General features: G+C 32.0%; 22 protein-coding genes, 1 tRNA gene and 1 pseudogene. 20 read left to right on the top strand and 4 right to left on the bottom strand.

All coding sequences use genetic code 11. From position 1 onward, the window contains the following. The first annotated feature begins 16 nt into the window (after positions 1-16). The 5 genes from dltA to ACODH8_RS09065 all read left to right on the top strand — a co-directional run bounded on the left by dltA (position 17) and on the right by ACODH8_RS09065 (position 5,084). Entirely contained in the window at positions 17-1,525 is a 1,509-nt protein-coding gene (dltA, locus tag ACODH8_RS09085) for a D-alanine--poly(phosphoribitol) ligase subunit DltA (RefSeq protein WP_332465877.1), read from the top strand. Further along, complete coding sequence (gene dltB, locus ACODH8_RS09080) at positions 1,525-2,754, top strand: D-alanyl-lipoteichoic acid biosynthesis protein DltB (protein WP_332465876.1); 1,230 nt, start codon at positions 1,525-1,527, stop codon at positions 2,752-2,754. The genes dltA and dltB overlap by 1 nt, the downstream gene beginning before the upstream one ends. A 12-nt stretch (positions 2,755-2,766) precedes the next feature. Then, positions 2,767-3,000, top strand: a complete 234-nt coding sequence (dltC, locus tag ACODH8_RS09075; protein ID WP_332465875.1) for a D-alanine--poly(phosphoribitol) ligase subunit DltC — start codon at positions 2,767-2,769, stop codon at positions 2,998-3,000. After that, complete coding sequence (gene dltD, locus ACODH8_RS09070; RefSeq protein ID WP_332465874.1) at positions 3,000-4,256, top strand: D-alanyl-lipoteichoic acid biosynthesis protein DltD; 1,257 nt, start codon at positions 3,000-3,002, stop codon at positions 4,254-4,256. The genes dltC and dltD overlap by 1 nt, the downstream gene beginning before the upstream one ends. Positions 4,257-4,463: 207 nt before the next feature. Then, positions 4,464-5,084 (top strand): lysozyme family protein, encoded by a 621-nt coding sequence (locus ACODH8_RS09065; protein ID WP_332465873.1) that lies wholly within the window; start codon positions 4,464-4,466, stop codon positions 5,082-5,084. Positions 5,085-5,118: 34 nt separating this feature from the next. On the opposite strand, the gene ACODH8_RS09060 is transcribed toward ACODH8_RS09065, so the two are convergent. Beyond that, positions 5,119-5,994, bottom strand: a complete 876-nt coding sequence (locus ACODH8_RS09060) for a polysaccharide deacetylase family protein (protein WP_332465872.1) — start codon at positions 5,992-5,994, stop codon at positions 5,119-5,121. Between the two features lie 166 nt (positions 5,995-6,160). On the opposite strand from ACODH8_RS09060, the gene recJ reads away from it, so the two are divergent. The 8 genes from recJ (at position 6,161) to ACODH8_RS09020 (ending at position 16,508) form a co-directional block, all read left to right on the top strand. After that, the gene (gene recJ, locus ACODH8_RS09055) at positions 6,161-8,482 is read left to right on the top strand and encodes a single-stranded-DNA-specific exonuclease RecJ (protein WP_332465871.1); all 2,322 of its coding nucleotides are present in this window, start codon (positions 6,161-6,163) and stop codon (positions 8,480-8,482) included. Then, positions 8,482-8,994 (top strand): adenine phosphoribosyltransferase, encoded by a 513-nt coding sequence (locus ACODH8_RS09050; RefSeq protein WP_332465870.1) that lies wholly within the window; start codon positions 8,482-8,484, stop codon positions 8,992-8,994. Before recJ ends, ACODH8_RS09050 begins: the two co-directional genes overlap by 1 nt. 259 nt (positions 8,995-9,253) lie before the next feature. Continuing rightward, on the top strand, positions 9,254-10,135 hold the full coding sequence (locus tag ACODH8_RS09045; protein WP_420517683.1) for an ABC transporter permease: 882 nt from the start codon (positions 9,254-9,256) through the stop codon (positions 10,133-10,135). 14 nt (positions 10,136-10,149) lie between these two features. Next, a complete protein-coding gene (locus tag ACODH8_RS09040) occupies positions 10,150-11,073 on the top strand; it encodes a carbohydrate ABC transporter permease (protein WP_332465869.1) in 924 nt (307 codons plus the stop codon). A 23-nt stretch (positions 11,074-11,096) separates the two neighbouring features. Next, positions 11,097-12,572: an ABC transporter substrate-binding protein gene (locus tag ACODH8_RS09035; protein WP_332465868.1), complete on the top strand. Its 1,476-nt coding sequence runs from the start codon at positions 11,097-11,099 to the stop codon at positions 12,570-12,572. Between the two features lie 104 nt (positions 12,573-12,676). Then, positions 12,677-13,303, top strand: a complete 627-nt coding sequence (locus ACODH8_RS09030) for a YesL family protein (protein WP_332465867.1) — start codon at positions 12,677-12,679, stop codon at positions 13,301-13,303. Beyond that, positions 13,266-15,005: a sensor histidine kinase gene (locus ACODH8_RS09025; RefSeq protein WP_332465866.1), complete on the top strand. Its 1,740-nt coding sequence runs from the start codon at positions 13,266-13,268 to the stop codon at positions 15,003-15,005. Before ACODH8_RS09030 ends, ACODH8_RS09025 begins: the two co-directional genes overlap by 38 nt. A gap of 9 nt (positions 15,006-15,014) precedes the next feature. Further along, positions 15,015-16,508 (top strand): response regulator transcription factor, encoded by a 1,494-nt coding sequence (locus tag ACODH8_RS09020; protein ID WP_332465865.1) that lies wholly within the window; start codon positions 15,015-15,017, stop codon positions 16,506-16,508. A gap of 48 nt (positions 16,509-16,556) precedes the next feature. On the opposite strand, the gene ACODH8_RS09015 is transcribed toward ACODH8_RS09020, so the two are convergent. Further along, positions 16,557-17,363 carry an AraC family transcriptional regulator gene (locus tag ACODH8_RS09015; protein ID WP_332465864.1) on the bottom strand — a complete coding sequence of 269 codons (807 nt, stop codon included), beginning with the start codon at positions 17,361-17,363 and terminating at the stop codon, positions 16,557-16,559. 123 nt (positions 17,364-17,486) lie between these two features. Here ACODH8_RS09015 and ACODH8_RS09010 point away from each other — a divergent pair. After that, positions 17,487-19,688, top strand: a pseudogene (locus ACODH8_RS09010) (alpha-galactosidase). A gap of 34 nt (positions 19,689-19,722) precedes the next feature. Here ACODH8_RS09010 and ACODH8_RS09005 read toward each other — a convergent pair. Next, positions 19,723-20,259 (bottom strand): hypothetical protein, encoded by a 537-nt coding sequence (locus ACODH8_RS09005; protein WP_332465862.1) that lies wholly within the window; start codon positions 20,257-20,259, stop codon positions 19,723-19,725. Between the two features lie 343 nt (positions 20,260-20,602). On the opposite strand from ACODH8_RS09005, the gene ACODH8_RS09000 reads away from it, so the two are divergent. Further along, a tRNA-Thr gene (locus ACODH8_RS09000) sits at positions 20,603-20,675 on the top strand. Between the two features lie 66 nt (positions 20,676-20,741). Here the strand turns inward: ACODH8_RS09000 and ACODH8_RS08995 are convergent. After that, entirely contained in the window at positions 20,742-21,080 is a 339-nt protein-coding gene (locus ACODH8_RS08995) for a zinc ribbon domain-containing protein YjdM (RefSeq protein WP_332465861.1), read from the bottom strand. A 363-nt stretch (positions 21,081-21,443) separates the two neighbouring features. On the opposite strand from ACODH8_RS08995, the gene mltG reads away from it, so the two are divergent. From mltG to ACODH8_RS08970, 5 genes are all read left to right on the top strand, one after another. Further along, positions 21,444-22,589, top strand: a complete 1,146-nt coding sequence (gene mltG / locus ACODH8_RS08990; protein WP_420517682.1) for an endolytic transglycosylase MltG — start codon at positions 21,444-21,446, stop codon at positions 22,587-22,589. 166 nt (positions 22,590-22,755) lie between these two features. Further along, positions 22,756-23,229: a transcription elongation factor GreA gene (gene greA, locus ACODH8_RS08985; RefSeq protein ID WP_332465915.1), complete on the top strand. Its 474-nt coding sequence runs from the start codon at positions 22,756-22,758 to the stop codon at positions 23,227-23,229. Between the two features lie 149 nt (positions 23,230-23,378). Next, positions 23,379-24,110 (top strand): cell wall-active antibiotics response protein LiaF, encoded by a 732-nt coding sequence (gene liaF / locus ACODH8_RS08980; RefSeq protein ID WP_332465859.1) that lies wholly within the window; start codon positions 23,379-23,381, stop codon positions 24,108-24,110. After that, positions 24,107-25,186 carry a sensor histidine kinase gene (locus tag ACODH8_RS08975; RefSeq protein ID WP_332465858.1) on the top strand — a complete coding sequence of 360 codons (1,080 nt, stop codon included), beginning with the start codon at positions 24,107-24,109 and terminating at the stop codon, positions 25,184-25,186. Before liaF ends, ACODH8_RS08975 begins: the two co-directional genes overlap by 4 nt. After that, positions 25,179-25,811 (top strand): response regulator transcription factor, encoded by a 633-nt coding sequence (locus ACODH8_RS08970; RefSeq protein ID WP_332465857.1) that lies wholly within the window; start codon positions 25,179-25,181, stop codon positions 25,809-25,811. The genes ACODH8_RS08975 and ACODH8_RS08970 overlap by 8 nt, the downstream gene beginning before the upstream one ends. Positions 25,812-25,837 lie beyond the last annotated feature (26 nt).

Here is a 25,837-nt window from a genome sequence, read left to right as displayed (position 1 = left end):
AGGGGCTGTTGGTATCATGAAGAATAAATTACTTACAACAATAAAAGAGTGGTCTGAAAAAACACCTAATACTTTCTTTTTTGATGAAGGCTCGTCAAGTTTGACATATAAAGAGTTAGAACAGTATTCAGACGCACTAGCTTCTTATTTAGAAGAAGCTTTTCCAGAAAAACAAAATATTTTAGTTTATGGTGGCCAGGACAGTCGTATGATAATCAGCTTTTTAGCGTGTACGAAATCTGGTCACTGCTATGTCCCAGTGGATATTCATACACCAAATGAAAGAGTTCAAATGATTTTGGAAGAATCAGATGCTAAAAGTGTTATTTCGTTAGGAGATTGGCCACTAGCAAATGATAATGTTATAGATGAAAAACATTTTAATGAGTTAATTCAATCAGAGAAACAACCTACTTTAGAAAGTGTTGTTTCTGGTAATGATAATTACTATACAATCTTTACTTCAGGAACTACTGGTAAGCCAAAAGGTGTTCAGATTACTTATGACAACTTAGTTAGTTTTTGTGAATGGATGACAGAAGAATTTCAACTAAAAATAGGTCAACGCTTCTTGTGCCAAGCACCTTTTTCATTTGATTTATCGGTAATGGATTTATACCCTTCTTTATTAACTGGTGGGACATTAGTTCCATTAGATAAAGACGAAGTCGACAACTTCCCTAAATTATTTAGTAAATTACCTGAAATGAATTTAAATGTATGGGTATCAACGCCATCATTAGTAGAGATTTGTTTGTTAAGTCCTGATTTTAATGGTGAAAAATTACCGGATTTGGAGAATTTCCAATTTTGTGGTGAAGAACTACCTCACGCAGTAGCAGAAAAATTATTAGATAGATTTCCGAATGCAGTAGTCTTTAATACTTATGGACCTACAGAAGCAACAGTAGCAATTACATCAGTTGAAATTACAAAAGAGGTCTTAGAACAAACAGAGCGTTTACCTCTTGGAAAAGTAAAAACCGATACTCGACTAGTTATTTTAGACGATAATGGAATTGAATTAGCGGAGGGTGAAATTGGTGAAGTAGTCATTGTAGGACCTGGTGTTTCAAAAGGTTATTACAATCAACCTGAAAAAACAAAAGAAGCATTTATTGAGTATAACGGAATGCCTGCTTATAAAACCGGGGATGCTGGACTTATTAAAAAGGGATTACTTTTTTATAAAGGACGACTTGATTTCCAGATTAAATGGCATGGTTACCGAATGGAATTAGGTGACATTGATCATCATATAATGGCGATTGATACTGTCAGAACAGCTTGTGTTATTCCAAAGTACAATAAAAATCATAAAGTACAACAATTGATTGCCTATGTTGTTTTAGAAGAAACTGGTGAAGTTGACTCAAAAGAAATGAGTAATCAAATTAAAGAGTCATTAAAATCAACTTTAATGGAATACATGGTTCCTCAAAGATTTGTTTTTGTTGAACAATTACCTTTAACGCCTAATGGCAAAGTTGATAGAAAACAATTGATTGCTGAGGTGAATGCTTAATGGACTGGTTAGCAACTTATATACCTTTCCTTTCACCTTATGAGAAACCTTTTTATTTTATTTTATTAGGAATTCTATTTATTCCTTCTATCTTAATGTCATTACAAGGTAAACGAGCGTATTGGTATCAAAATTTTTTAACAGTTTTCTTTTTATGGGTTAGTTTTGCAGGCCCTAATTTAAATCAAGGCTACGCTTTAATAGGTTACATCATATGGCAATGCTTATTAACGAAAACCTATTTTACTTATCGTCAAAAGGATAACAAAAGTGGTTGGTTTTACTTGTCAATCTTCCTAAGTTTAATTCCGATGTTTATTATGAAGATTGGACCATTAACAGGAAGCGATAATTATCAAATATTTTACTTCTTAGGTTATTCGTATCTAACTTTTAAATCAGTACAGGTTATTATGGAAATTAGAGATGGCATGATTAAAGATTATAAAACAACTGATTACATTCAGTTTCTATTATTCTTTCCTACCATATCATCTGGACCGATTGATCGTTATCGAAGATTCTTAAAAGATATGAAAAATCCACCAAGTAAAGAGAAGTACACCGAAATGCTTGGAACAGGAATTCATTACATCTTTTTAGGATTTTTATACAAGTTTTTAATTGGCTATGTATTAGGAAGTCATTTACTTCCGCTAGTACAACAATTTGCTTTATCTCCTAGTGGAGTTGTTTTGGGAACACTAGGTTATATGTATGTTTATAGTATGTATCTGTTTTTTGATTTTGCAGGATATAGCTTGTTTGCGGTTGGAACAAGTTACCTCTTAGGATATGAAACACCAATTAACTTTAATAAACCTTTCTTAAGCCCAAACATCAAAGAATTTTGGAATAGATGGCATATGTCACTTTCATTTTGGTTTAGAGACTATGTTTACATGAGATTAATGTTTACTCTCATGAAGAAAAAAGTATTTAAGAGTAGGATCGTAGCTTCTAACATTGGCTACTTAGCCTTATTCTTAATTATGGGAGTTTGGCACGGTATAACATGGTACTATATTGTTTATGGTATTTTCCATGCGACATTAATTATCGTTAATGATGCCTGGTTAAGATATAAGAAAAAACATAAAGATAAACTACCAAGCAATAGATGGACAAATGCATTAGGGATTTTTATTACATTTAATGCCGTTTGTTTTAGCTTTTTAATTTTCTCAGGGTTCTTAGACACCCTAATCAAACATTTAATGAATATTTAGGAGATGGAATTTATGGATATCAAAGAAACAGTATTAGCAATTATTGAAGATTTAACAGGACAAGATGTATCAGGAACAATGGATTTAGATTTATATGAAGATGGTTTATTAGATTCAATGGCAACTGTTCAAATGCTAGTTGAAATTGACGGACAATTAGGAATTACAGTTCCAGTATCTGAATATGAACGTAGCGAGTGGGGAACTCCACAACAAATTATTAACCAAGTTACAGCTCTAGCTTAATGAAAAAGAAAAAGTTACTGTTAGCTGTTGGTCCATTTCTCGTGGCTTTGTTGATTATTGGACTAATTATTTTTTCCCCGATTAATTTGTTTAAGAAACCATCAGCTAAAGCTGTGCACCATTCGGCTTCATCGATGTCAGTTAATGTATTAAAAGGAAATGCTTTAAAAAATGAAGCAATGGCTAGTGGGCATTATTTACCTATTTTTGGTTCTTCAGAACTGAGTCGTGTAAATGAATTTCACCCTTCTGTATTAGCACAAAAATACAATAGAAATTATGAACCATATCTTTTAGGAGCAGCTGGGACTCAATCTTTAACCCATTACTTTATGTTGAACTCTATGAAAGACGAATTAAAAGGTAAGAAGCTAGTCTTTATTATCTCGCCACAATGGTTTGTAAAAGAGGGTGTGGGAGATCCGATGTTTTCTCTCTTTTATTCACCATTGCAAACAAATCAATGGCTAATGGATGTTGATCCAAAGGATATGAACAACCAATACCTGGCTAAGCGCATGAAAAAGTTTTCAAGTGTTAAGAGTGATACGCAATTAAATAAAGAAATGAAATTAATTGCCAAAGGTGAGGAACTTTCTAACTTCGACAAGAAACAAATAGCTGCGAGATATAGAATGTTATCAAAAGAAGATTTTTTATTTAGTCGAATAGGTGTAAAAAGTAAGCTAAATCGAATTGATCGTTCAGCTGGAAATTTACCAACAGATTATTCTTATGAAGAGTTAGACAAACTTGCCTATGAAATTGGCAAAAAAGAAACTAATAATAATGAATTTGAAGTGGCTAATGGGTTTTACACTAAACGAATTTTACCTGTAAAAGCTAAAATGAAAAATGCTCAAACAGACTTTGATTACCTTTCTTCACCAGAGTATTCTGATTTTCAATTATTATTAAATGAAATGGCAAAACAAGAGATGGATGTCTTATTTGTTATTCCGCCTGTTAATAAAAAGTGGGCTAACTACACAGGACTATCTCAAGATATGTTAGATAGTTTTAGTAAGAAAATAAATCATCAATTAAGTTCTCAAGGATTTAATCATGTAGTTGATTATACAGATAAACATTCGGAAGAGTATTTTATGGAAGATACTATCCATATTGGTTGGAGAGGTTGGCTTAATTTAGATAAAGATTTACAAGAATTTTTAAAAGATTCAAGCAAACCTAATTACAAAATTAACTCTGAAGAGTTTCTAACAACTGAATGGCAAAAAAATCGTGATTATTAAAAAAAGTGAGTTGGATAATGCTTGTTTCAAGTGTTATTCAACTTCTTTTTTATAAAAAATGACGAATGTTTCATTTGAAATATAAGGTGAAACATTAAGATAACAAGAGTTAAATATATATTAATTAATTGGGTTAAAGCTTGAAAAATAGCCGGAATTATGACAAAATAATGCTTACCTATTAAATTTAAGGGAGCAATAAAAGAATTGAAAAAAAAGAAGAAACACACATTCAAAAAGATTTTATTACTTTTATTGCTAATAGGACTTATAGCCGGATTTTTCGTATATAAAAAAGTATCAGCTCAAGTAGAAGATGTTTTACATTGGGAAGATCAGGTTAGTAAAGCAACAAAGGAATATGGCATAGAAAGTTATACAGACATTGTGTTAGCTATTATTTTTACAGAAAGTAAAGGTAATCATGTTGATATTATGCAAAGTAGTGAAAGTAAGTATGGTCAACGAAATTTAATTATGTCTAGCGAAGAAAGTATTGATTCTGGCGTAGAACATCTAGCTGAAGTCCTTAAAGAAGCTGAAGAAAAAGGTTGTGATGTTTGGACAGCAGTTCAAGCGTATAACTTTGGTTCGCAATATATAAGTTATGTAGCTGAAAAAGGACAAATTAATTCTTTAGAATTAGCTGAAACCTATTCAAGAGATGTATTAGCTCCATTATTAGGAAATACGACTCAAGAAACCTATACTTACAAACATCCATTGGCACTTATTTACAATAAAGGGAAATTGTACCGTGATGGTGGCAACTTCTTTTATGCTGAAAGTGTGAAATGGAATTTAAAATTGATTAAATTATTTAAATGAAAAGAGACAACCCGAAAAATGGTTGTCTCTTTTTTTATAATTCAAAAGCTAACATGTATTGTCCAAAACTTTCTCCGTCATAACCAGGAGAAACGCGAACTCTTTTTAAAGTATATAAACCATCAGATTTACTTGCGTAGCCAGGTTCTGTTGTCACAGCCATTTTATAACCTGTTTCCTCAGCAGATTTTATAACGCGTTCGTCATATCTTCCAGCAGGATAACACAACAGAGTTGTTGTTTGTTCTAATTCTTTATCAATCCAGTTTTTTGAGTCTAATAATTCACTTTCGATATGCGAATCTTCTAGGGTATTTAAATCTAAATGAGAGACAGTATGACTTTCAATCGACATCCATTCACTTTGTCTCATTTCTTTCATTTGATCTAAATTAAAATAAGAATCAGATCCTAATTTTGAAGTAATATAGTTGATAGTAGCTTTCATTTCATATTTTTCTAAAATAGGAAAGCCTTCAGTATAATTATTTAGATAACCATCATCAAATGTAATCCAGACAATTTTTTCAGCAGGTTTTTTATTTTCAGTTAATACAATATAAGCCTCTTCAGGAGTAAGTGTATAATAATCATTTTCCTTTAACCATTTAACATGTTCTTCAAATTCTCTAGGTGGTATTTTTAAAGAATTACCTTCGCTTTCAGCAAGGCTATGATACATTAAAATAGGAAAACTAATTTCGCTATCACTTTCTATCCAATTCTCAGAGTCACTTGATTTGTCTTCAACTGAAGAACTCACAGTACTTGTTATAGTTGCTACTTCAGACGTTGAAGTACTCTGGTTTGTTTTATTTTGATTGTTTGAAGGTTTTAAGAAGAACCAACCTACAAGGGCCACTTCGATAATAATCAGGCTCGTAAGCAACCATAAACCACTCTTTTTCATTCGGAAAACACCTTCCTTTTCTCTCCTTTAAATTTTAACAAAGCTGTTGGAGTGTTTCAAGATAAAGAGTATGAATGCGTTTCTCTTTTTGCTTAGATATGCTAAACTGTTCTAGTGGCTAGAGAAACAAGTGTACGAAAAAACGCTGAAGATCAGGAGTGTTATTTTGAAAGAATCACAATACATATGGAAAATAAATAAAAATGAACCAGAAAGCGCCTTGTTAAATGAAGAATTAGAACGACTAAATCTTCCGGTAGAACTTGCGCCTTTTTTATGGAGTCGAAATATCAAGGATGCTGAAAGAATTAACTCTTTTTTTAAACCTCAAATAGCAGATTTTAATGACCCGTTTCTTCTGTTTGATATGCATAAGGTTATTGAAAGAATTCAAGTAGCTGTTGAACAAGGGGAGAAAATATTAGTTTATGGTGATTACGATGCTGATGGAATCACTAGTACAACTGTTATGAAAGAAGCTATTGAGTTAATTGGCGGTGATGTTATCTTCTATCTACCCAATCGTTTTACTGATGGATATGGACCTAATAAAGATGTCTACCAGAGAATGATAGAAGAAGAGGGTGTTCAATTAATAGTAACTGTTGATAACGGTATTAGTGGTCATGAAGCTATTAACTACGCTATGAAACAAGGCGTAGATGTGATTGTCACAGATCACCATGAATTACCTGAAGAATTACCTAATGCTTTTGGTATCATACATCCAAGACATCCAAATGGAGAGTATCCTTTTGGTGATTTGGCAGGAGTAGGAGTTGCTTTTAAAGTAGCCACAGCTCTTCTTGGAGAGGTGCCGGTGGAAAGTCTTGACTTAGTAGCGATTGGAACGATTGCTGACTTAGTGTCGTTAACGGATGAAAACCGTAGCATGGTGAAAATTGGTTTAGAAATGATGAAACAAACAGAGAGAATTGGTCTACAAATGCTAGCAAATGAAGCAAAAGTAGATTTATCTGATGTTAGTGAAGAAACAATTGGTTTTACGATAGCTCCAAGACTAAATGCTATTGGACGCTTGGGAGACGCTTCACCAGGTGTCCACCTATTAAGTACTTTTGACGATGAAGAAGCTTCAGAGTTAGCTGTATTCATTACACAAAAGAATGTTGAACGACAAGGTATTGTTAAGAAAATTACAGCAGAAGCATTAGCGATGGCTGAAACTAAATTAGATGATAGCCTTTTAATTTTAGCATCAAGTGGTTGGCATGAAGGTGTATTAGGAATTGTTGCTAGCCAAGTGGTATCAAAAACTGGTAAACCAACCATTGTATTAGGGCTAGATGAAGCTACTAACATTGTAAAAGGTTCTGGACGAAGTATTGAATCTGTCGATTTATTTCAAACATTGTCATTAGTTAAAGATGATTTGATTAGTTTTGGTGGGCATCATATGGCGGCAGGATTAAGCTTTTCATATGAGTTACTGCCTCAAATCCAAACTAAATTAGAGAAACATTTGTCTGAACTAGGTATTGGTAAAGAATCAAAAGAAACCCTGAGTATCGACGCAGAGTTACCTATTAGTAAAATCACTGTTGAGTATATTGAAATGTTAAAATCATTAGCACCGTTTGGAACAGATAATCCGTCACCTTACTTTTTAGTAAAAGGGGAAAAGATCGATCAATTAAAGCAAATTGGCGCTGATAATGCTCATCTGAAATGCCAAATCAAAGAGGGTGATATAGGTGTTGATTGTATAGCTTTTAATCGAGGAAGAGAGATAGCTGAATTTTCTCAAGAAGATATTAGTTTAGTAGGGCAACTTTCAATTAATGAATGGAATGGGTTTAGAAAACCGCAATTTATGCTTTCTGATTATGAAGTAACTGGCTTACAATTGTTTGATATTCGTGGAAAAAAAGGATTAGAAGTTAAACCACAGACATCTTCAATAGCTTATCTTCTATTTAATAAAGAGCACGAGATGATGTTAAAAGGAAAAGATGAGGCTGATATTTTTGATGTTTCTAAATGGGATGAGAGTGAGCAAAAAAGAATCAATACGTACCAAGAAGTTGTCGTTGTGGATTGTCCTTATGATTTAGAACAAGCAAAAGGAGTTTTTTCTAGCATTAAAACAAAACGCGTTTATTTAAGAGCTCAGGTAAAAACAGAGCACTATTTAACAGGTTTACCAACTAGAGATCAATTTGGTCAGTTGTTTAAGCTAATTGCTTCTCAACCATCTATTGATGTGAGACATAAAATAGGTGATATTTCTAACTATTTAAAAATTGAAAAGAATTTATTAATTTTTATGATTCAAGTGTTTTTTGACTTGGGATTTGTTACAATAGAAGATGGCTTGATGGCAAAAGTAGAAAATCCTACTAATCGACCGTTACAAGAAAGCAAAATTTACCAAAACTATGAACATAAGATTGACATGGAAAAGCTGTTTTTATACAGTGACATCAAAGAAATCAAAGAGTGGATTTTGCAACAGGAGGACATATGATGAATTTAGAAAATTATATTGCTAGTATACCAGACTACCCACAAGAAGGTGTTATCTTCAGAGATATTTCACCATTAATGGGAGACGGGGCAGCTTACCAAGAAGCAACTAGACAAATTGTAGCTTATGCAAAAGAACGCGGTGCTGAAATGGTTGTTGGACCTGAAGCTCGAGGTTTTATTATTGGATGTCCAGTGGCATATGAGTTAGGCATTGGTTTTGCACCAGCCCGTAAAAAAGGGAAATTACCAAGAGAAACAATTGAAGTTGATTATGGCTTAGAATACGGTGAAGCAACATTAACGCTTCATAAAGATGCTATTAAACCAGGTCAAAAAGTTATTATTTGTGATGACTTATTAGCAACAGGTGGAACAATCGCTGCTACAATCGAATTGGTTGAAAAATTAGGTGGAGAAGTTGTTGGTTGTGCCTTTTTAATTGAATTAATGGACTTAAATGGCCGTGATAAAATTAAAGGTTATGATATTTTAAGATTAATGGAATACTAAGAAAAATAAAAAGAACTCATCATTAAAATGAGTTCTTTTTTTTGTGTTTTCAATCAGTTGTTTTTGCTTGTAAGATATATATGTCTATAATAAAAAAACAACTATCTATAGTTTGTTACGGAACATCTATAGTTTGTTTCTTATTTAATTAAAAAGAAAGCGTTATAATTTGGATGTCAATGAGGGGAGGGAAAAAATAGTGAAACAAAAGAAAAAAGGATTCTGGGCAGATGTTTATCGCTTTAGAGCTTTGATTTTAATGGCAATACCAGGGTTCATTTGGTTTATTTTCTTTTTTTATATTCCAGTACTTGCAAACGTGGTGGCATTTAAAGATTTTAAAATTTCTCCAGATGGATTTATTGCTAGTTTAACTCAAAGTCCTTGGGTAGGGTTAGATAACTTTAAATTCTTATTTGCTTCGAGTGACGCTTGGTTAATAACAAGAAATACCATTCTTTATAACGTTGTCTTTTTAGCTTTTAACTTATTTTTTGCAGTAGCATTTGCCATTGTAATGAGTGAATTACGTAATAAAAAATTAGTTAAAGTCTATAATACGATGTCATTATTACCATACTTCTTATCATGGGTTGTTATTTCATACTTTGTATACGCCTTCTTAAGTCCTGATAAAGGGATTCTTAATCAATGGTTAACACAAAATGGTGGGTTAGCAGTTCAATGGTATACAGATCCAACATGGTGGCCACTTATTTTTGTGGTATTAAACGTTTGGAAGTCTCTTGGTTACAATAGTATTATCTACTATGCTTCAGTTATGGGGATTGACCCAACATACTACGAAGCAGCTATGGTGGATGGAGCAAGTAAATGGCAGCAAATTAAAAATGTAACGATACCTCAGTTATTACCGATGATGAGTATTTTATTAATACTAAACATTGGAGGAATCTTCAAAGCTGACTTTGGTATGTTCTATAATGTCCCTAGACAATCAGGTGCATTATACGAAGTAACAAGTGTGTTAGATACTTACATCTATAATGGATTAACTACAACAGGTGACTTAGGTATGACAGCAGCAGCTGGTTTATATCAATCATTAGTTGGATGTATTCTATTAATTGGTGCTAATATGGTCGTTCGTAAGATGGATCCAGATTCATCATTATTCTAGTAGGAGTGTGACAAATGAGTAGAAAAAAAGTAGCTAGAGTAGAGGTTCGAGCTTTTAGTCCAAAAGTAGATTTATTTTTTAACATTTTGATTGCTCTTTTTGCAATTTCTTGTTTAATACCATTTATTTTTGTTATTATTATTTCTTTAACAAGCGAAACCTCTTTAGCAGAACACGGATATAGCTTCTTCCCGCAAGAATGGTCCTTTGCTGCTTATGAGTATATCTTTGCAGGTCAAATGTCTGAGAAAATATTTAGGGCATTTGGGGTCACTATTTTTGTAACAGTTTTTGGTACATTGATTAATGCGTCATTAACATCACTTTATGCGTATGCAATTTCTCGTTCGAATTTTCCATTTAGAAAATTCTTTACGATGTTTGCTTTAATAACAATGTTATTTTCTCCAGGTATGGTAGCTAACTATATTGTTATGACAAACATGCTACAATTAAAAGATACGATTTGGGCATTAATTTTACCGATGGCTTTAGGGCCATTCAACATTTTGGTTATGCGTACTTTCTTCTTAAAGACAGTACCAGATAGTATCATTGAATCAGCTCGTATTGATGGAGCTGGCGAAATGAGAATCTTCATGAAAATTGTATTACCTTTAGCGGTTCCTGGTATTGCAACAATTAGTTTGTTTGCAGCATTAGGTTACTGGAATGATTGGTTCAACGCACTACTTTACGTTCAAAATGATAACTTAGTGCCGTTACAATACTTATTAATGAAGATTCAAAATAACTTAGATTTCTTGGCTAAGAACTCTGGAATGGGGTCTCAAATTGCTGGAGGTTTAGCAGCATTACCAAGTGAATCAGCCAGAATGGCAATTGTTGTGGTTTCAACTCTACCAATCGCGTTAAGCTATCCATTCTTCCAAAAATATTTTGTTGGTGGATTAACTATTGGTGGCGTGAAAGAATAAAAGAAAATATAGGGGGAATAATTGTGAAAAGCTTTAAAAAAGTAGCAACACTAGCAGGAGCTGCGCTTTTATTAGCAGGTTTAGCAGCATGTGGTAACGGTGCAAGTAAAGAAGGTAAATCTGATAAATCAGGAAGCAAAGATGATACAACAACACTTTTAATGTATCAAATTGGTGATAAACCAGAAAATTACGATCAATTAATGGAAATCGCAAACAAACGTATTAAAGAAGAAATTAATGCTGAAGTTGATTTACAATACATTGGTTGGGGTGACTGGGATCAAAAAATGAGTACAATCATCGCTTCAGGTGAGAACTACGATATTGCTTTTGCATCTAACTATGTAGCTAATGCACAAAAAGGTGCTTACGCTGATATAACTGAATTAGCTCCTAAGTATGCCAAAGAAGCTTATGAACAATTAGATGAAGATTACATCAAAGGTAACACAGTAGACAATAAATTATATGCTTTCCCAGTGAACGCGAATATTTATTCTCAACAAATGTTAACTTTTAACAAACAATATTTAGATAAATATAATTTAGATATTGAAGGAATCGAGTCTTATGCTGACGCTGAGAAAGTCTTAACAGAATTCCATAAAAAAGAACCAAATATCGCTGCTTTTGCAATTGGACAAGGTTTTAAAGTTTCAGGTAACTATGACTATCCATTAGGAAAAGATTTACCTTTTGCTATTAAATTAGATGAAACTGACAGTCCAAAAATCATTAACCAATATGAAGATAAAGAGTTAATGGATAACTTAAAAGTAATGAGAAAATGGTATGAAGCTGGATTAATTCCAACTGATGCTGCAACAAACACAACAGGTTTCCCATTAGAAGGAAATACTTGGTTTGTTCGTGAAGAAACACAAGGACCATTAGATTATGGTGATACTGTATTAACAAATGCTGCTGGACAAGAAATTGTTTCAAAAGCAATTACTAAACCATATAGAACAACAGCTCAAGCTCAAATGGCTAACTTTGTTGTTGCTAATGTTTCTAAAAACAAAGAAAAATCAGTTGAATTATTAGGATTATTAAACAGTGATCCAGAATTATTAAACGGTTTAGTATGGGGTATTGAAGGCGAAGCTTGGGAAAAAGCTGGCGACAACAAAATCAAGTTATTAGATGGTTACCAACCAAACATGCATATGGCTGCTTGGAACACTGGTAATAACATGCTTCTTTACACACAAGATACTTTATCTGATGAGTTAGTTAAAGAGCGTGATGAAAACATCGCTAACTCAATTTCTTCTCCTACATTAGGATTTAACTTTAAAACAGACAACGTTAAAACTGAAGTAACTAATATTTCAAACGTTATGAGTCGTTACAAAGACAGCTTAAACACTGGTTCAGTAGATCCAGAAGAATACGTACCAAAAATGGTTAAAGATTTAGAAAAAGCTGGTTGGAATAAAGTTCAAGAAGAAATGCAAACTCAATTAGATGAGTTCTTAAAAGAATCAAAATAAACTTATCTTAAAGATTGAGACTTTATTAAGTCTCAATCTTTTTATTAAAAAGAAACGATTAATATCGTATAATAAACTGAGAATAAATGAAAGAGGGAATAAAGATGCTAGGAACAGGATTAGAAAAAGGATTCAAAACAATCTGGCTGATTATGAAATTAAATTTATTTTTTCATTTGTTCAGCTTAATGGGAGGTTACATTCTAGGGATAGGCCCCTCGATTCAAATGGTGAGTGATTTATTTCAGGAGTCAAAATTTGATTATAAAGAGATCACATTTAAGCGTGCTTTTGAGTTATGGAAAAGCCACTTTATCCGTAGCAATGGTCAGTTTTTATTGTTCTTTGGTGTCTTTGCGTTGTTAGCTTATAATTTATATATATCTGTCCAATTAGTTGGATTAACGTGGTTAATTATTGACTTTATTCTTATTTCTGCGATATTATTTATTTATGTAGCTTATCAATATGTTATTTCATATGAGACAAACTATGAAATGCCATTTTTACAAGTGATTAAACTAGCTTGTATTAGCGTATTTTTTGGTTTTGGTACATTTTGGAAGTTATTATTGGGTGCAGTTGTCATTATAGCTGTTACTTGGCAAATGAAAGGTTTAATCTTATTTGCTACTATTAGCTTACTTATTATTTGGAGTGTTATTGCAACGAAAAAAATAAGAGATGTCGTTAATGAAAAGTTGGGATTTAGTGAAGAAGAAATGGTTTAATTTTTTTAATAAAGGATTTTTAATTAATCAATTAATGCAATTATATAGCTTAATCCTCGTGATAGTCATTATGGTTATCATGTTAGGGTTAAGTTTATTTGTGATTAGAACCAATTCAATTGATGCAGCAAAGAGAATTGATAATATTACTGCTGAAACTACCACAAGTTTGAAAAGTAAGGATAGGGATGTCATAACTAGTGTTGTGGGGGAAATTGCAGGAACAGCTTCTCATTATGAAAATATGTATAATTTTCTAACAATGGATCAACAAGACTATTTTGAATACATGATTAATTTAGGAGAAGAAACAGAGGTTAGCACTTATTTTCCATATATCATGCGTACCATATTCTCTAATTACCCGGATGTGAAATCAATTGATATCGTTTTTGATGAAGAAGATAACTATTTACATGGGGATAAATTAAGTGTCATGGGGAAAAAAATTCCTATGCCTTATTATAAACCTAATAGTGATTTAACACTGGTTAGATCTATTAGAGACCCTGGAAGTTCAGCTATTAAAGGTGCTGTTTATATCACATTTACAGAAGAAAGTTTAACGTCTTTTTTTAATGAAAAACAAGAAGATAGAAGATCAGTTAGTCAGTTTATTTTTAATTCTCATGGGGATGTTATTTTTAGTAATGGCCAACATATTCCTGATGCAGACTTAGAAATTCTTTATAAGCAAATTGATGAAAGAGCGTATGTTACAGAAGCTGATTTGAATAATCGTTACTTAGTTAGAGATACCTCAGTGAAAGATTTAACTTTAGTGACACTGTTAGATAAAAAAGAAGTAAGATGGATAACTTTACTACAAATTCTACCTATATTTTTAATAGGTTTTAGTGTCATGATTTTCTTGTTAGTCTTCTTAAATAAAGTGTTTAAGAAATATTCTAATCAAATGGCTCAGATTGTGCATGTCACTAATCAAGTTAGTCAAGGAAACCTAGAAGCACAAGTGGATACATCAACGATGGAGCTTGAATTAGAAGACTTAGCTGAAGCCATTAATCAAATGGTGATTAATTTAAATCAATACATAGATGATATTTATACTTTAGAGGTTAAACAACGAGACGCGCATATGAGAGCCTTACAGTCGCAAATCAATCCTCATTTTTTATATAATACATTAGAATACATTCGCATGTCAGCTATTAGTAAGCAACAAGATGAGCTAGCAGAAGTTGTCTATGCTTTTTCAGCTTTACTACGAAATAATATTACTCAAAGTAAAACAACTACTCTAAAAGAGGAACTTGATTTTTGCGAGAAATATGTCTATCTCTATCAAATGCGTTATCCTGATAGTATTGCCTATCATTTTAAAGTTGATGAAGGATTAGATAAATTTATTATTCCTAAATTTATTATTCAACCATTAATTGAGAATTATTTTGTACACGGAATTGATTATGAAAGACAAGATAATGCGATTAGTGTGAAAGCTTTTGATAAGAACAAATTTATTGAAATTCAAATTATTGATAATGGTTTGGGAATGGACGAGACACGTTTGAGAGAAGTTAACCAAAAACTACATGATAAAAATGATGTATTACAAGATTCTATTGGGTTAGTAAACGTCTATCAGCGTATTAAAGGATTTTTTGGAGAGAATTCAGAGATGTGGATTGAATCTGAAGAAGATAAAGGTGTTACGATAGTGATTAAGATTGAGAGGTAGGAGATTTTCATGTATAAAGCTATGTTAGTTGATGATGAGTACATGATTTTAGAAGGATTAAAACAAATCATTCCTTGGAAAGAGTTGGGATTTGAAATTGTTAAAACAGCTAAAAGAGCAATGGAAGCTGTTGATTATTTAAAAGAAAATGAAATAGATTTATTAATTACAGATGTGACAATGCCTAAAATGAGTGGCATTGACTTAGTTAAAATGTCTAAAGATATTCAACCTGACTTAGCGGTGTTAATTTTGTCAGGCTATCAAGAGTTTGAATATGTGAAACAAGGTATGGAGTTAGGTGTTAAAGGTTATTTAGTTAAGCCAGTCAATAAAGAAGAACTTGCTGAAAAAGTGTCGTTGATAAAAAATGAATTAGACGAAAGAAAACTTGTTGATTCGCAACGTGAGATGTATCAAGGAAGTATGATTCAAAAGTGGCTGAATGATGAAATGAATGAGGATGAGTTTAGACATCTATTAAAAGAGTTAGATGTAACGGAATCAGACGAATATTCGGTTGTCATCGTTAATCAGATAGAGACTTGGACGAGTTTGAAAAATTACTCAAAGAAATATAAACAATTTTTTACAGTTGAAACTAAGAGTTCTAAAGACTGTCAAACTGTTATTATCTATCAAGGATCTAGAACAGATCTAACTTTATTTATTAGAGGTTTAGAAGAGATGTTAAAAGGGAAACAATTTAGAATTATTTTAGGTGAATCTGTTTCAGAATGGGAAAATGTTTATGAAAGTTATGAAAAAGCTAAAAAGTTAGCTCAGTTTCAATCCTTTTATGGACCAGAAAAAGCCTCTCAAATGGTACTAAATTTAAGCGAAACAGAAGGAGCCGAAACGACTCTGCACTTTTTATCATTTAATAAGGCATTAATTATTGGGGATATGCCGACGATTCAAGAGGAACTTCATCATGTCTATCAACAAATGGCTAAATTTGGTTACCCTCCTGAGAATGTGCGACATGTGACATTTTTATTGTTTACTGATATCTACCGACAATTTCCTTCTTTAGATAAGGAAATTTACGATCAGACCCTTAAAAAGATTCATAGTAGCGATAGTATGGAAGAGCTTAAAGACTGGTTACTTGAAATTTTAGATATGGTTTTTGGAAATCCTGATGTAGGTAAAAGATATTCAGAATTAGTGAAGGGAGCAATCGATGTCATTTCAGTTGACTATCAAAAAGATCTAACCTTAAAAAATGTTGCTGAAAAATTACATGTGAACCCTGTATATTTAGGGCAATTATTTAGAAAAGAGACAGAGAGAAGTTTTTCTCAATACCTCAATCAGTCACGGATAAAAAAAGCACAGTACGGTTTGTTAAATACAACTAAACCAATTAATGAAGTAGGGTATGAAGTAGGTTACAACAACCCGACTTACTTTTTCAAAATGTTTCGTAAGTTAAATGGTTTAACTCCAAAAGAATTTAGAGAAAAATACATGACTAATTATCATGAAATAGAAGAATAATAAAAACTCTCTATCTCGTTCAAATGAAATGAACGAGATAGAGAGTTTTTATTTTCTGTATGCAGAAGGTGTAATCCCAAATTGTTTTTTAAAAGCTTTGGAGAACGTAAAATAATCTCTGTAGCCTATCATAAGTGAGATTTTATTTAAGGAATGATTACTGTAGATGAGTAATTGTTTTGCTTTTTCCATTCTGATTAAAAAAATATACTCATTAGGACTGATTTTACCGTATTTTTTAAATAAAGCATACAAGTATCCACGGGAAATATTTAAGTAATCAGAAACATCTGTAACGTTGATACCTTCTTGATAATTCTCTTTAATGTATGATAAAGCTTCATTGAATAAATTTTTGGATAAAGAGTTATTTTCTTCTTTTGTTTTTGGAAATTCTTGAGAAAGATAGTAGAACATTTGATACATGATTGATTCAATTAATAAGTCTTGATTTTTTTCGATGCTATCTAATAAGTTAAAAAGAGTTTTTAGAGAATTAGTAAATGGACTTGCTTTTGTAAGAGATAAAAAACCAGCCTCTTCAAGGAGAGAACGTGAAAAAGCTTCACTAGAGTTAATACCAGAGAAACCTATCCAAAAGTAAGTCCATGGATTAAGAGAGTCTGCTTGATAAAAACAAGGTACACCTTTAGGAATTAAAAAAACATCACCTTTTTTCAGTTCTACACTTTCTTTACCTGCCAAATGAAAAGTGCCACATCCTTCTGTTATAAAATGAATAATATTATGTTCTCTAATATTGTTTCCTTTAAAAGAGTAGTTAGGTAGACATTTTTCTTTACCGTAGAAATGAATGTCAGTATTTATTTGTTGGTAAATCAATGAATTGGTCATTTTATCTCCTTTTTATGTCAATATGTATTGTAGACATATTAACATAAATTACAGTCATATATCTATGGTTTAGAGAATAGATTTCATATAAGATAGCGATATCTAGAAATTGGAGGGGCTAAAATGAAATCACTGATATATTTTGATGAAAAACAAAAGTATTTCCATCTATCTAACAGTCAATTATCCTATATTATGGAAATTGAAGAAGGAGCTATTTTATCCCATATTTATTTTGGTAAAAAAATAAATATGTATCATGGAAATAAAAAATATCCACGTTTACCAAGAGGTTTTTATGGGAGTCAACCAAATTCAATGGATAGAGGCTATTCCAAAGACTCTTTGTTACAGGAATTTAGTTCACTAGGGACAAATGATTATAGAGTGTTTGCAAGTGAATTCATATATGAGAATGGTTCGAATATTAGTGATTTTGTGTATAAATCACATCGAGTGATGGATGGTAAATTAAAATTAAAGGGATTGCCAAGTTCATATGTTCATCATAAATCAGAATCAGAAACATTGATTGTTACACTAGAGGATAAAATAAGTTTAGTAGAAGTGGATTTGATTTACACAATTTATAGGGATGAGGCTGTTATTACACGATCAACTTTAGTTAAAAATAAAAGTAGGTCTGTCATTAAGGTAAACAAAATATCTTCTATGCAGCTTGACTTTTTTAACGAAGAATTTGATGTACTTTCTTTACCTGGGGGACACGTAAGAGAGAGACAAGTTCAAAGAGAACAACTAAGGAAAGGGATAAAAATTTTTGAAAGTAGAAGAGGAACATCTAGTCATCAAATGAATCCGTTCATTGCATTAATGTCTAATACAACAACTGAATTCTCTGGTAATGTTTATGGCTTTCATTTTGTTTATTCAGGTAATCATAGTTTTGAAGTAGAAAAAGATCAATTGAATCAAACTAGATTAGTTGTAGGTATAAATCAGACCAATTTTTCTTGGGAACTTAATCCTGAAGAGGAATTTCAGACACCAGAAGTAATTATCACTTTTTCTGACCAAGGTTTGAATGGCTTAAGTCAAATAAACCATCAATTTTTACGAGAACGAGTAGCTAGAGGAAAGGATTATCTTAAGGAGAGACCGATTGTTATTAATAATTGGGAAGCCACTTATTTTGAATTTAATGAAAGTAGCTTAAAAACTATTGTCAATGAAGCAAAAGAATTAGGAATTGAAATGTTTGTTCTTGATGATGGTTGGTTTGGTAAAAGAAACAATGATTCTACCTCTTTAGGAGATTGGTATGTAAATCAAACTAAGCTACCAAATGGTTTAAGAAAATTTTCGGATTATGTTCATAGCCAAGGGATGCAGTTTGGCCTTTGGTTTGAACCAGAAATGATTTCAATGGAATCGGATTTATATGTTAACCATCCTGATTATTTATTAAGGGATCCAGATAAAGAACCGCATCCTTCTAGAGATCAATTTGTACTGGATATGGGAAGAAGTGAGGTAAGAGAAACCATTTACAATCAAATCAAACAACTTCTTGATCAAGTTGAAATTGACTATATTAAATGGGATATGAATCGCCACTTGTCAGATGTTTTCTCTAGATCTTTACCAGCAAATAGACAAGGAGAAGCCAGTCACAGATACATGTTAGGTGTGTATGAACTTTTAGAAAGATTAATCACTGAATAATATCCTAATGTGTTATGGGAAGGGTGTTCAGGTGGTGGTGGAAGGTTTGATGTTGGATTTCTACACTATATGCCGCAGTCTTGGACCAGTGATAATACAGATGCAATGGAGAGATTGAAAATTCAATATGGAACTTCTATTGCTTATCCTATATCGAGCATGACAGCTCATGTCTCTCAAATACCAAATCATCAGACAGGGAGAACTACTTCATTGAATACGAGAGGTAATGTTGCGATGAGTGGTGTTTTAGGGTACGAATTAAATTTAACTGAGCTATCTCAAGAAGAAAAAGAAAAAATAAAAGAGCAAATAGTAACCTATAAGGAAATTAGGCATATTATTCAATATGGAAAATTTTATCGCTTGAAAAGCCCTTTCGAAGGCAATCAAACAGCATGGATGTTCTTATCACGTAAGAAAGATGAAATAATCGTTTTTGCTTTTTCTAATCTAGCAGAAGGTCATCCTTTATTTCATGACTTAAAATTATGTGATTTAGAGGATAATTCCTTATATTCTAATCTGGAGACTAATCAAATTTTTGGAGCTGATGAATTAATGACTCTTGGGTTTCATCTAAAATTTGTAAATCGGGATTTTGAGTCTTTAATGTATCGTTTTAAGAAAATTAATTGAAAAAATACCATTTAGAAATGACTAGTATCCATTTCTAGATGGTATTTCTCCTTTCTTTTTTGTATTTTTCAATTCGTTGTTGTTTTTTTATAAACTGGTGTAAACGAATTTCGCTTTGTGGAGATTCTAGTATCATAACTTTTGAGTGTTGGTTGTACAAATTACCTTTTATTTTAGGTAATCTTTTTCTGAACATAGTATTCCACTTAAAGAGTTTAAACATTCGTTTAATTGTTTTTTGTTTTTGTTTAAAATTACGTTTTGGGTCTAAGACTTGTTTACAGGTTCTTTTAAAAACTCGATACTGAGTTACGTAGATAGGATAGTCTAAAACTACGATAAGGTCAGCGTCATGGAAACTTTTAGTAGTCCAAGGACTAACTTGAACACCTTCTACAATCCATGAATCTAATTGATTTAGCCGGTTATTTAATGAAGTCATGCGTTGGTTTTTATCCTTTAATTTAAGAAAATCATCAAGAGAAATCCCTTGAAGTTGATAGGTTTCTTGTAATTTAATAGTTAATGAAGTTTTACCACTTCCAGCATAACCAATGATTCTAATTTTCATTTGTTATCGATCTCCAGTCATTCGTGTACTTATAACATTACAATAAATAGACGATAAATTCAATAACCGAACGCATTTTTTGATAGTGCCTAATAGTATTTTAATATTGTTAAATATGATACTCTCGGTTGCTTTTGTTTTTATTTAAGACATGCGTCAAGAGAAGTGTGTGTAAGAAGTAAAAAGGCTGTTTTTTACTGAATTAGAGTTAATTAAATCCATATACTAACTAACGCTTTAATATAGGAAGAAAAAATATAATAAACTTAAAAATATTAATGTGAAATCTGATTTTAAGGGTGTTGACTTATTTGATTAGAACAGGTATCCTATTATTTGTTAAGCCGCCTTAGCTCAGTAGGTAGAGCGTTTGCATGGTAAGCAAAAGGTCACCAGTTCAATCCTGGTAGGTGGCTCTAAGAGTAATACAAAACAACAGAGGTAGACTAATTGTCAACCTCTGTTGTTTTGTATTACGGGTATTAAAGTTTTTTTACAAACTCTGATTTTAGTTTCATTGGGCCAAAACCATCAATTTTACAATCGATATTATGATCGCTATCAACTAATCGAATATTTTTAACTTTAGTACCTTGTTTAACAGGATTACTAGCGCCTTTTACTTTTAAGTCCTTAATGACAGTTACACTATCACCATCTTGTAAAATGTTCCCATTAGAATCTTTTACAATAAATGCGTCAGTTTCATTCGCATCACTGTTTTCTGACCATTCGTGAGCACATTCTGGGCAAACAAAAAGACCTCTATCTTCGTAAGTATAAACTGATTCACAGTTAGGGCAGCTTGGTAATGAAGTCATATACATTCTCCTTTTGAAATATTTTTCAATGTAAGTGTACCTTATTTGTTATAAAAAAGGAAGTTTATTCAAGAAGATTGTTATTAGTAGTGGTAGTAGAAGTTCTATAAACAATTTAATAAAGATTAAAAGAATAGCAAAACTTATTTGGAATTTCTAAAGAATCATGTATAATGATAGAAGCAAATTTAAAAAAAGATGTTAAGGAGGGCACCCTTTTTGAGTAATCACGATGACGAATTCAACCAAAAAGATGAAAGTCCCAAATCAGGTAAGGATTTTAAAGAATATGTTTTAAACTCACTTCATGAAGAACCACAGAATGAAGCCGAGCTAGATAACAATGTAGACGAGAGTGTTGACATTGAAGAGCCTATTTCTCGAAATAGAAGACGAGAGAACACACCAAAATATAATACTCGAAAAAAAGAGAATAACATGGTGAAAAAAATAGTTATTATTATTTCAGTCGCTTTAGTACTAACTATTACAATTGCAGGTTTTTCATTTTATAGTTTCTTTAAATCTAGTTTGAAACCTTTAAACCCTAAAGATGACAAGTTAGTTCAAGTTAACATCCCAATCGGTAGTTCAAGTAAACAAATTGGTCAAGTATTAGAGAAAGAAAAAATTATTAAAAGTGGTTTAGTATTCTCTTATTATGTCAAAATGAATAACTTAACAGATTTTCAAGCAGGTTATTACCAAATGGCACCTAATATGACACTAGACGAGATTAGTAAAAATCTTCAAGCAGGTGGAACAGCTGAACCAGAAGCCTTGGCAGATGGTAAGATAACGATTGTTGAAGGTTATTCAATTGATCAAGTTGCTGATTTATTTGAAAAAAATGCAGGGGTTAAGAAAGATGATTTTCTAGCATTGATGAATGATGAAGAATTCTTTAATCAAATGGTAGAAAAATATCCGAAACTGTTATCAAGTGCTAAAGAAGCAAAAGATGTTAGATATAAATTAGAAGGTTACTTGTATCCTGCAACTTATAATTATTATGAAGACAAAGGCTTAAAAGATGTTGTTGAGCAGATGATTAGTAAGATGGATGAAGTAATGACTCCTTATTATGATGCGATTGAAGAGAAAAAACTGACAGTTCAACAAGTATTAAGCTTAGCTTCATTGGTTGAAAAAGAAGGTGTATCTGAAGAAGATCGACGTCAGATTGCACAGGTGTTTTTCAATCGATTAGAGATTGATATGCCAATCCAATCAGATATTTCTATTCTTTATGCAATGGATGAGCATAAAGTTCATCTTTCTAATAAGGATACTCAAGTAGATTCTCCGTATAACTTGTATATCAATAAAGGAACAGGTCCTGGACCGTTTAATAACCCAAGTCAAGAAGCTATTGATGCGGTTATGAATCCAACACCGAATGATTATATTTATTTCTTAGCAGATGTTTCAACAGGTAAAGTGTACTATGCTGCAACTTACGAAGAGCATTTAGAGCTAAAAAGAATATACATTGATGAGAAAAACTAACATAAATTAAAAAAACGTTGATTAAAAATAAATAATTTGTATTTACTTTTAATCTCTAACGTGGTAATCTGTTTGTTATATTGAAAGTGAAAGCTTTTCCAATACGTTTTGGAAAAGCTATTCATTTGTCAAATAACTTAGTATTGTTTTAAGGAGACGTGCGTCAATTATGGAAAAAGTATATCCAATGACTTTAGAAGGTAAAGAAAAATTAGAGCAAGAATTAGAAGAGTTAAAAACAGTTAAGCGTAAAGAAATCGTTGAACGTATAAAGATAGCTCGTAGTTTTGGAGATTTATCAGAGAACTCTGAGTATGAATCTGCAAAAGATGAGCAAGCATTTGTCGAAGGACGAATTACAACGTTAGAAAACATGATTCGTTTTGCTCAAATCATTGATAATAACAATGTGTCAAAAGATGAAGTATCAATCGGTCGTACAGTGACTTTTATCGAATTGCCTGATGGTGAAGAAGAAGAGTACACTATTGTAGGGAGTGCAGAAGCGGATCCATTTTCTGGTAAAATTTCTAACGACTCACCAATTGCAAAAGCGTTAATTGGTAATAAATTAAATGATACAGTTACTATTAGTACTCCAGGTGGAGATATGGAAGTTCGTATTACTAAAATTTCATAAAACAGAAAAGTTATGCTTGAGATAGCATAACTTTTTCTTTTCAAACTAGGACTAAAGTCTGAGTTGATTTTCGTTCTTTTGTGCTTTTATTAATTCATTAGTTATAGGTATACTATAGTTAATATTGTAATAGAAAAGGAGCAATTTTTATGGAAAGCTCATGGAGATTTTTTATTGTTACAGAAACACTTTTATTAGTATGGGCAGCTTATCTGTTATTGGGTAATGTGCCTGTCTTGTTATTTATGGTATTTGCTATTATCAATTTTGTTTATTCAATGAAGAAAGTTCATAAAACATCATTTAATCACTTTCAAAAGTTTGCTAGTTTGTTTGTAATTGCCTTATGTTTACTTAGCACACCAGTTGTTTGGATCATGATTGTTTTAGCAGTCCTTTTTATTGGTTTAAAAGGAGTAGAGGTTTCGGGGATTGAATTGTTCGATAATGCTCCCTGGAGAAAAAAACAAATGAAAATGGTTAAAACTATTGCAAGTGAGCCTAAGTCTGGACGCCGTTTTAAACGTTCTTGGATTGGCAATCAACGTTTTGGAAATGATACATATGAATGGAACGATATTAATATGGCTATTATTTCAGGAGACACTATTATCGATTTAGGAAATACATTATTACCAAAAGAAGATAATGTTGTAATTGTTCGCAAAGGATTTGGCAAAACACGTATTATCGTACCAACAGGAATTGGCATTATGCTGGAACATTCAGCAATGATTGGTGAAGCGAGTTTTGAACAAGAACATTTTCAATTAAAAAATGAATCAATCAAATTATATAGTAAGGATTACGATGAAGCTGCTAGAAAGTTAAAAATTGTAACGAATACGCTATTGGGAGACCTTGAGGTGATTCGTGTATGATGTCTAAAATTGGTCGACCACTCACGTTTTTTTACACTTTCTTAATGACTTTTATGGTTTTAACCCTAACCTTATATACTTATTTTTATGCAAAAAATCAGCATAAATGGATGTTAGAATTAATTAATACTAGAATGTTTAGAGTCCCTTTTTTAGTTTACATCATAGTTATTTCTTTTGGTGTTAGTGGCATTGTGATGGGCTTACTTTATTTTTATAATAGAAGAACGTATTCTAAAATAGAAGAAAAGATGCAATTACTTGCCATAGGTAATTATGAGCACGAGGCATTAAAAAGAACTTTAGATGTCAATATGGATGAAAGTCTGTTAACGGATTTAGATGGTGATATTAATACGGTTCGTGATAAAATGATTAATATGTCTAAAGAATTACAGGCTTTAAATAGTGCGCCTAAAATGGTGGATGGTGAATCCAAGGAAGAGTTAATAAAAGAAGAAAGACAACGTTTAGCAAGAGAGCTACACGACTCTGTCAGCCAACAATTGTTTGCTGCAACGATGATGCTCTCAGCTTTAAATGAAGGCGTATCAGAGTTAGATGTTCCTGAGGTAGTTGAAAAGCAAGTTCAAATGATAACTAATATTATCAATACCTCTCAATCTGAAATGAGAGCCTTATTATTGCATTTACGTCCTATTAACTTAGAGTCTAAATCATTGAAACAAGGTATAGAGATGTTGTTGAATGAGTTACAAACCAAAATAAACATTGAGTTGATTTGGGATGTTGAAGATGTCAAACTCGCAAGTTCAATAGAGGATAATTTATTTAGAATTGTTCAAGAATTATTATCAAATACTTTGAGACATGCAAAAGCTAATTCACTAGAAGTTTATTTAAAACAAATTGACAAGTCTGTTTTACTTAGAGTTGTAGATGATGGTAAAGGCTTCGATATGAGTGAAAAAAAAGTTGGAAGTTATGGACTTAATAACATGAAGGAACGAGCAGCTAGTATGGGTGGTACGTGCCGAATTGTTAGTTTTATTGGTCAAGGAACTAGTATAGAGATAAAAGTACCTGTAATTGAGGAGAGTGAAGCGAATGATTAAAACGTTGTTAGTAGATGATCATGAAATGGTCAGAATGGGAGTTTCGTCATATTTAATGATTCAACCAGATATTGAAGTAGTTGGTGAAGCAGAAAATGGTTTAGAAGGATACGAAAAGGCATTAGATTTAAGACCAGATGTTATCTTAATGGATTTAGTAATGGATACAATGGATGGCATTGAATCTACGAAAAAAATCTTATCAGAGTGGCCAGAAGCACGTATCATCATTGTGACAAGTTTTATTGACGATGAAAAAGTTTATCCGGCTATTGAAGCTGGTGCAGCTGGGTATTTATTAAAGACGTCATCAGCAAAAGATATTGCAAATGCCATTCGCTCTGCTCATCAAGGTGAAAAGGTATTAGAACCTGAAGTGACTAGCAAAATGATGGAAAAATTATCCAAAGCTAAGGAACATGTGTTACATGAAGATTTAACAAATCGAGAAAAAGAAATTTTGTTACTTATTTCTGAAGGGAAAAGTAATCAAGAAATTGCTGATGAACTGTTTATTACTTTAAAAACAGTTAAAACCCACGTTTCAAATATTTTATCTAAATTAGACGTAGATGATCGAACACAAGCAGCGATTTATGCGTTTAAACATGGTATAGTTAAATAAGAAGTGAATCAAACTTTATTAAGAAT

This window comes from Vagococcus fluvialis (assembly GCF_048815235.1).
Lineage (GTDB): Bacteria > Bacillota > Bacilli > Lactobacillales > Vagococcaceae > Vagococcus.
The sequence above is the reverse complement of the archived record's forward strand: the minus strand, read 5'-3'. Positions and strand labels throughout refer to the sequence as shown.

Bases quoted from the DNA above. Each gene is read 5' to 3' on its own strand.
- ACODH8_RS09030 (WP_332465867.1), top strand. From the start codon at position 12,677: ATGCTAGGAACAGGATTAGAAAAAGGATTCAAAACAATCTGGCTGATT.
- ACODH8_RS09040 (WP_332465869.1), top strand. From the start codon at position 10,150: ATGAGTAGAAAAAAAGTAGCTAGAGTAGAGGTTCGAGCTTTTAGTCCA.
- ACODH8_RS09045 (WP_420517683.1), top strand. From the start codon at position 9,254: ATGGCAATACCAGGGTTCATTTGGTTTATTTTCTTTTTTTATATTCCA.
- ACODH8_RS09015 (WP_332465864.1), bottom strand. From the start codon at position 17,363: ATGACCAATTCATTGATTTACCAACAAATAAATACTGACATTCATTTC.
- liaF (WP_332465859.1), top strand. From the start codon at position 23,379: ATGGAAAGCTCATGGAGATTTTTTATTGTTACAGAAACACTTTTATTA.
- dltB (WP_332465876.1), top strand. From the start codon at position 1,525: ATGGACTGGTTAGCAACTTATATACCTTTCCTTTCACCTTATGAGAAA.
- ACODH8_RS09020 (WP_332465865.1), top strand. From the start codon at position 15,015: ATGTATAAAGCTATGTTAGTTGATGATGAGTACATGATTTTAGAAGGA.
- ACODH8_RS09025 (WP_332465866.1), top strand. From the start codon at position 13,266: ATGAAAAGTTGGGATTTAGTGAAGAAGAAATGGTTTAATTTTTTTAAT.
- ACODH8_RS09005 (WP_332465862.1), bottom strand. From the start codon at position 20,259: ATGAAAATTAGAATCATTGGTTATGCTGGAAGTGGTAAAACTTCATTA.
- dltC (WP_332465875.1), top strand. From the start codon at position 2,767: ATGGATATCAAAGAAACAGTATTAGCAATTATTGAAGATTTAACAGGA.
- ACODH8_RS09050 (WP_332465870.1), top strand. From the start codon at position 8,482: ATGAATTTAGAAAATTATATTGCTAGTATACCAGACTACCCACAAGAA.
- ACODH8_RS08970 (WP_332465857.1), top strand. From the start codon at position 25,179: ATGATTAAAACGTTGTTAGTAGATGATCATGAAATGGTCAGAATGGGA.
- ACODH8_RS08975 (WP_332465858.1), top strand. From the start codon at position 24,107: ATGATGTCTAAAATTGGTCGACCACTCACGTTTTTTTACACTTTCTTA.
- dltD (WP_332465874.1), top strand. From the start codon at position 3,000: ATGAAAAAGAAAAAGTTACTGTTAGCTGTTGGTCCATTTCTCGTGGCT.
- ACODH8_RS09060 (WP_332465872.1), bottom strand. From the start codon at position 5,994: ATGAAAAAGAGTGGTTTATGGTTGCTTACGAGCCTGATTATTATCGAA.
- dltA (WP_332465877.1), top strand. From the start codon at position 17: ATGAAGAATAAATTACTTACAACAATAAAAGAGTGGTCTGAAAAAACA.
- ACODH8_RS08995 (WP_332465861.1), bottom strand. From the start codon at position 21,080: ATGACTTCATTACCAAGCTGCCCTAACTGTGAATCAGTTTATACTTAC.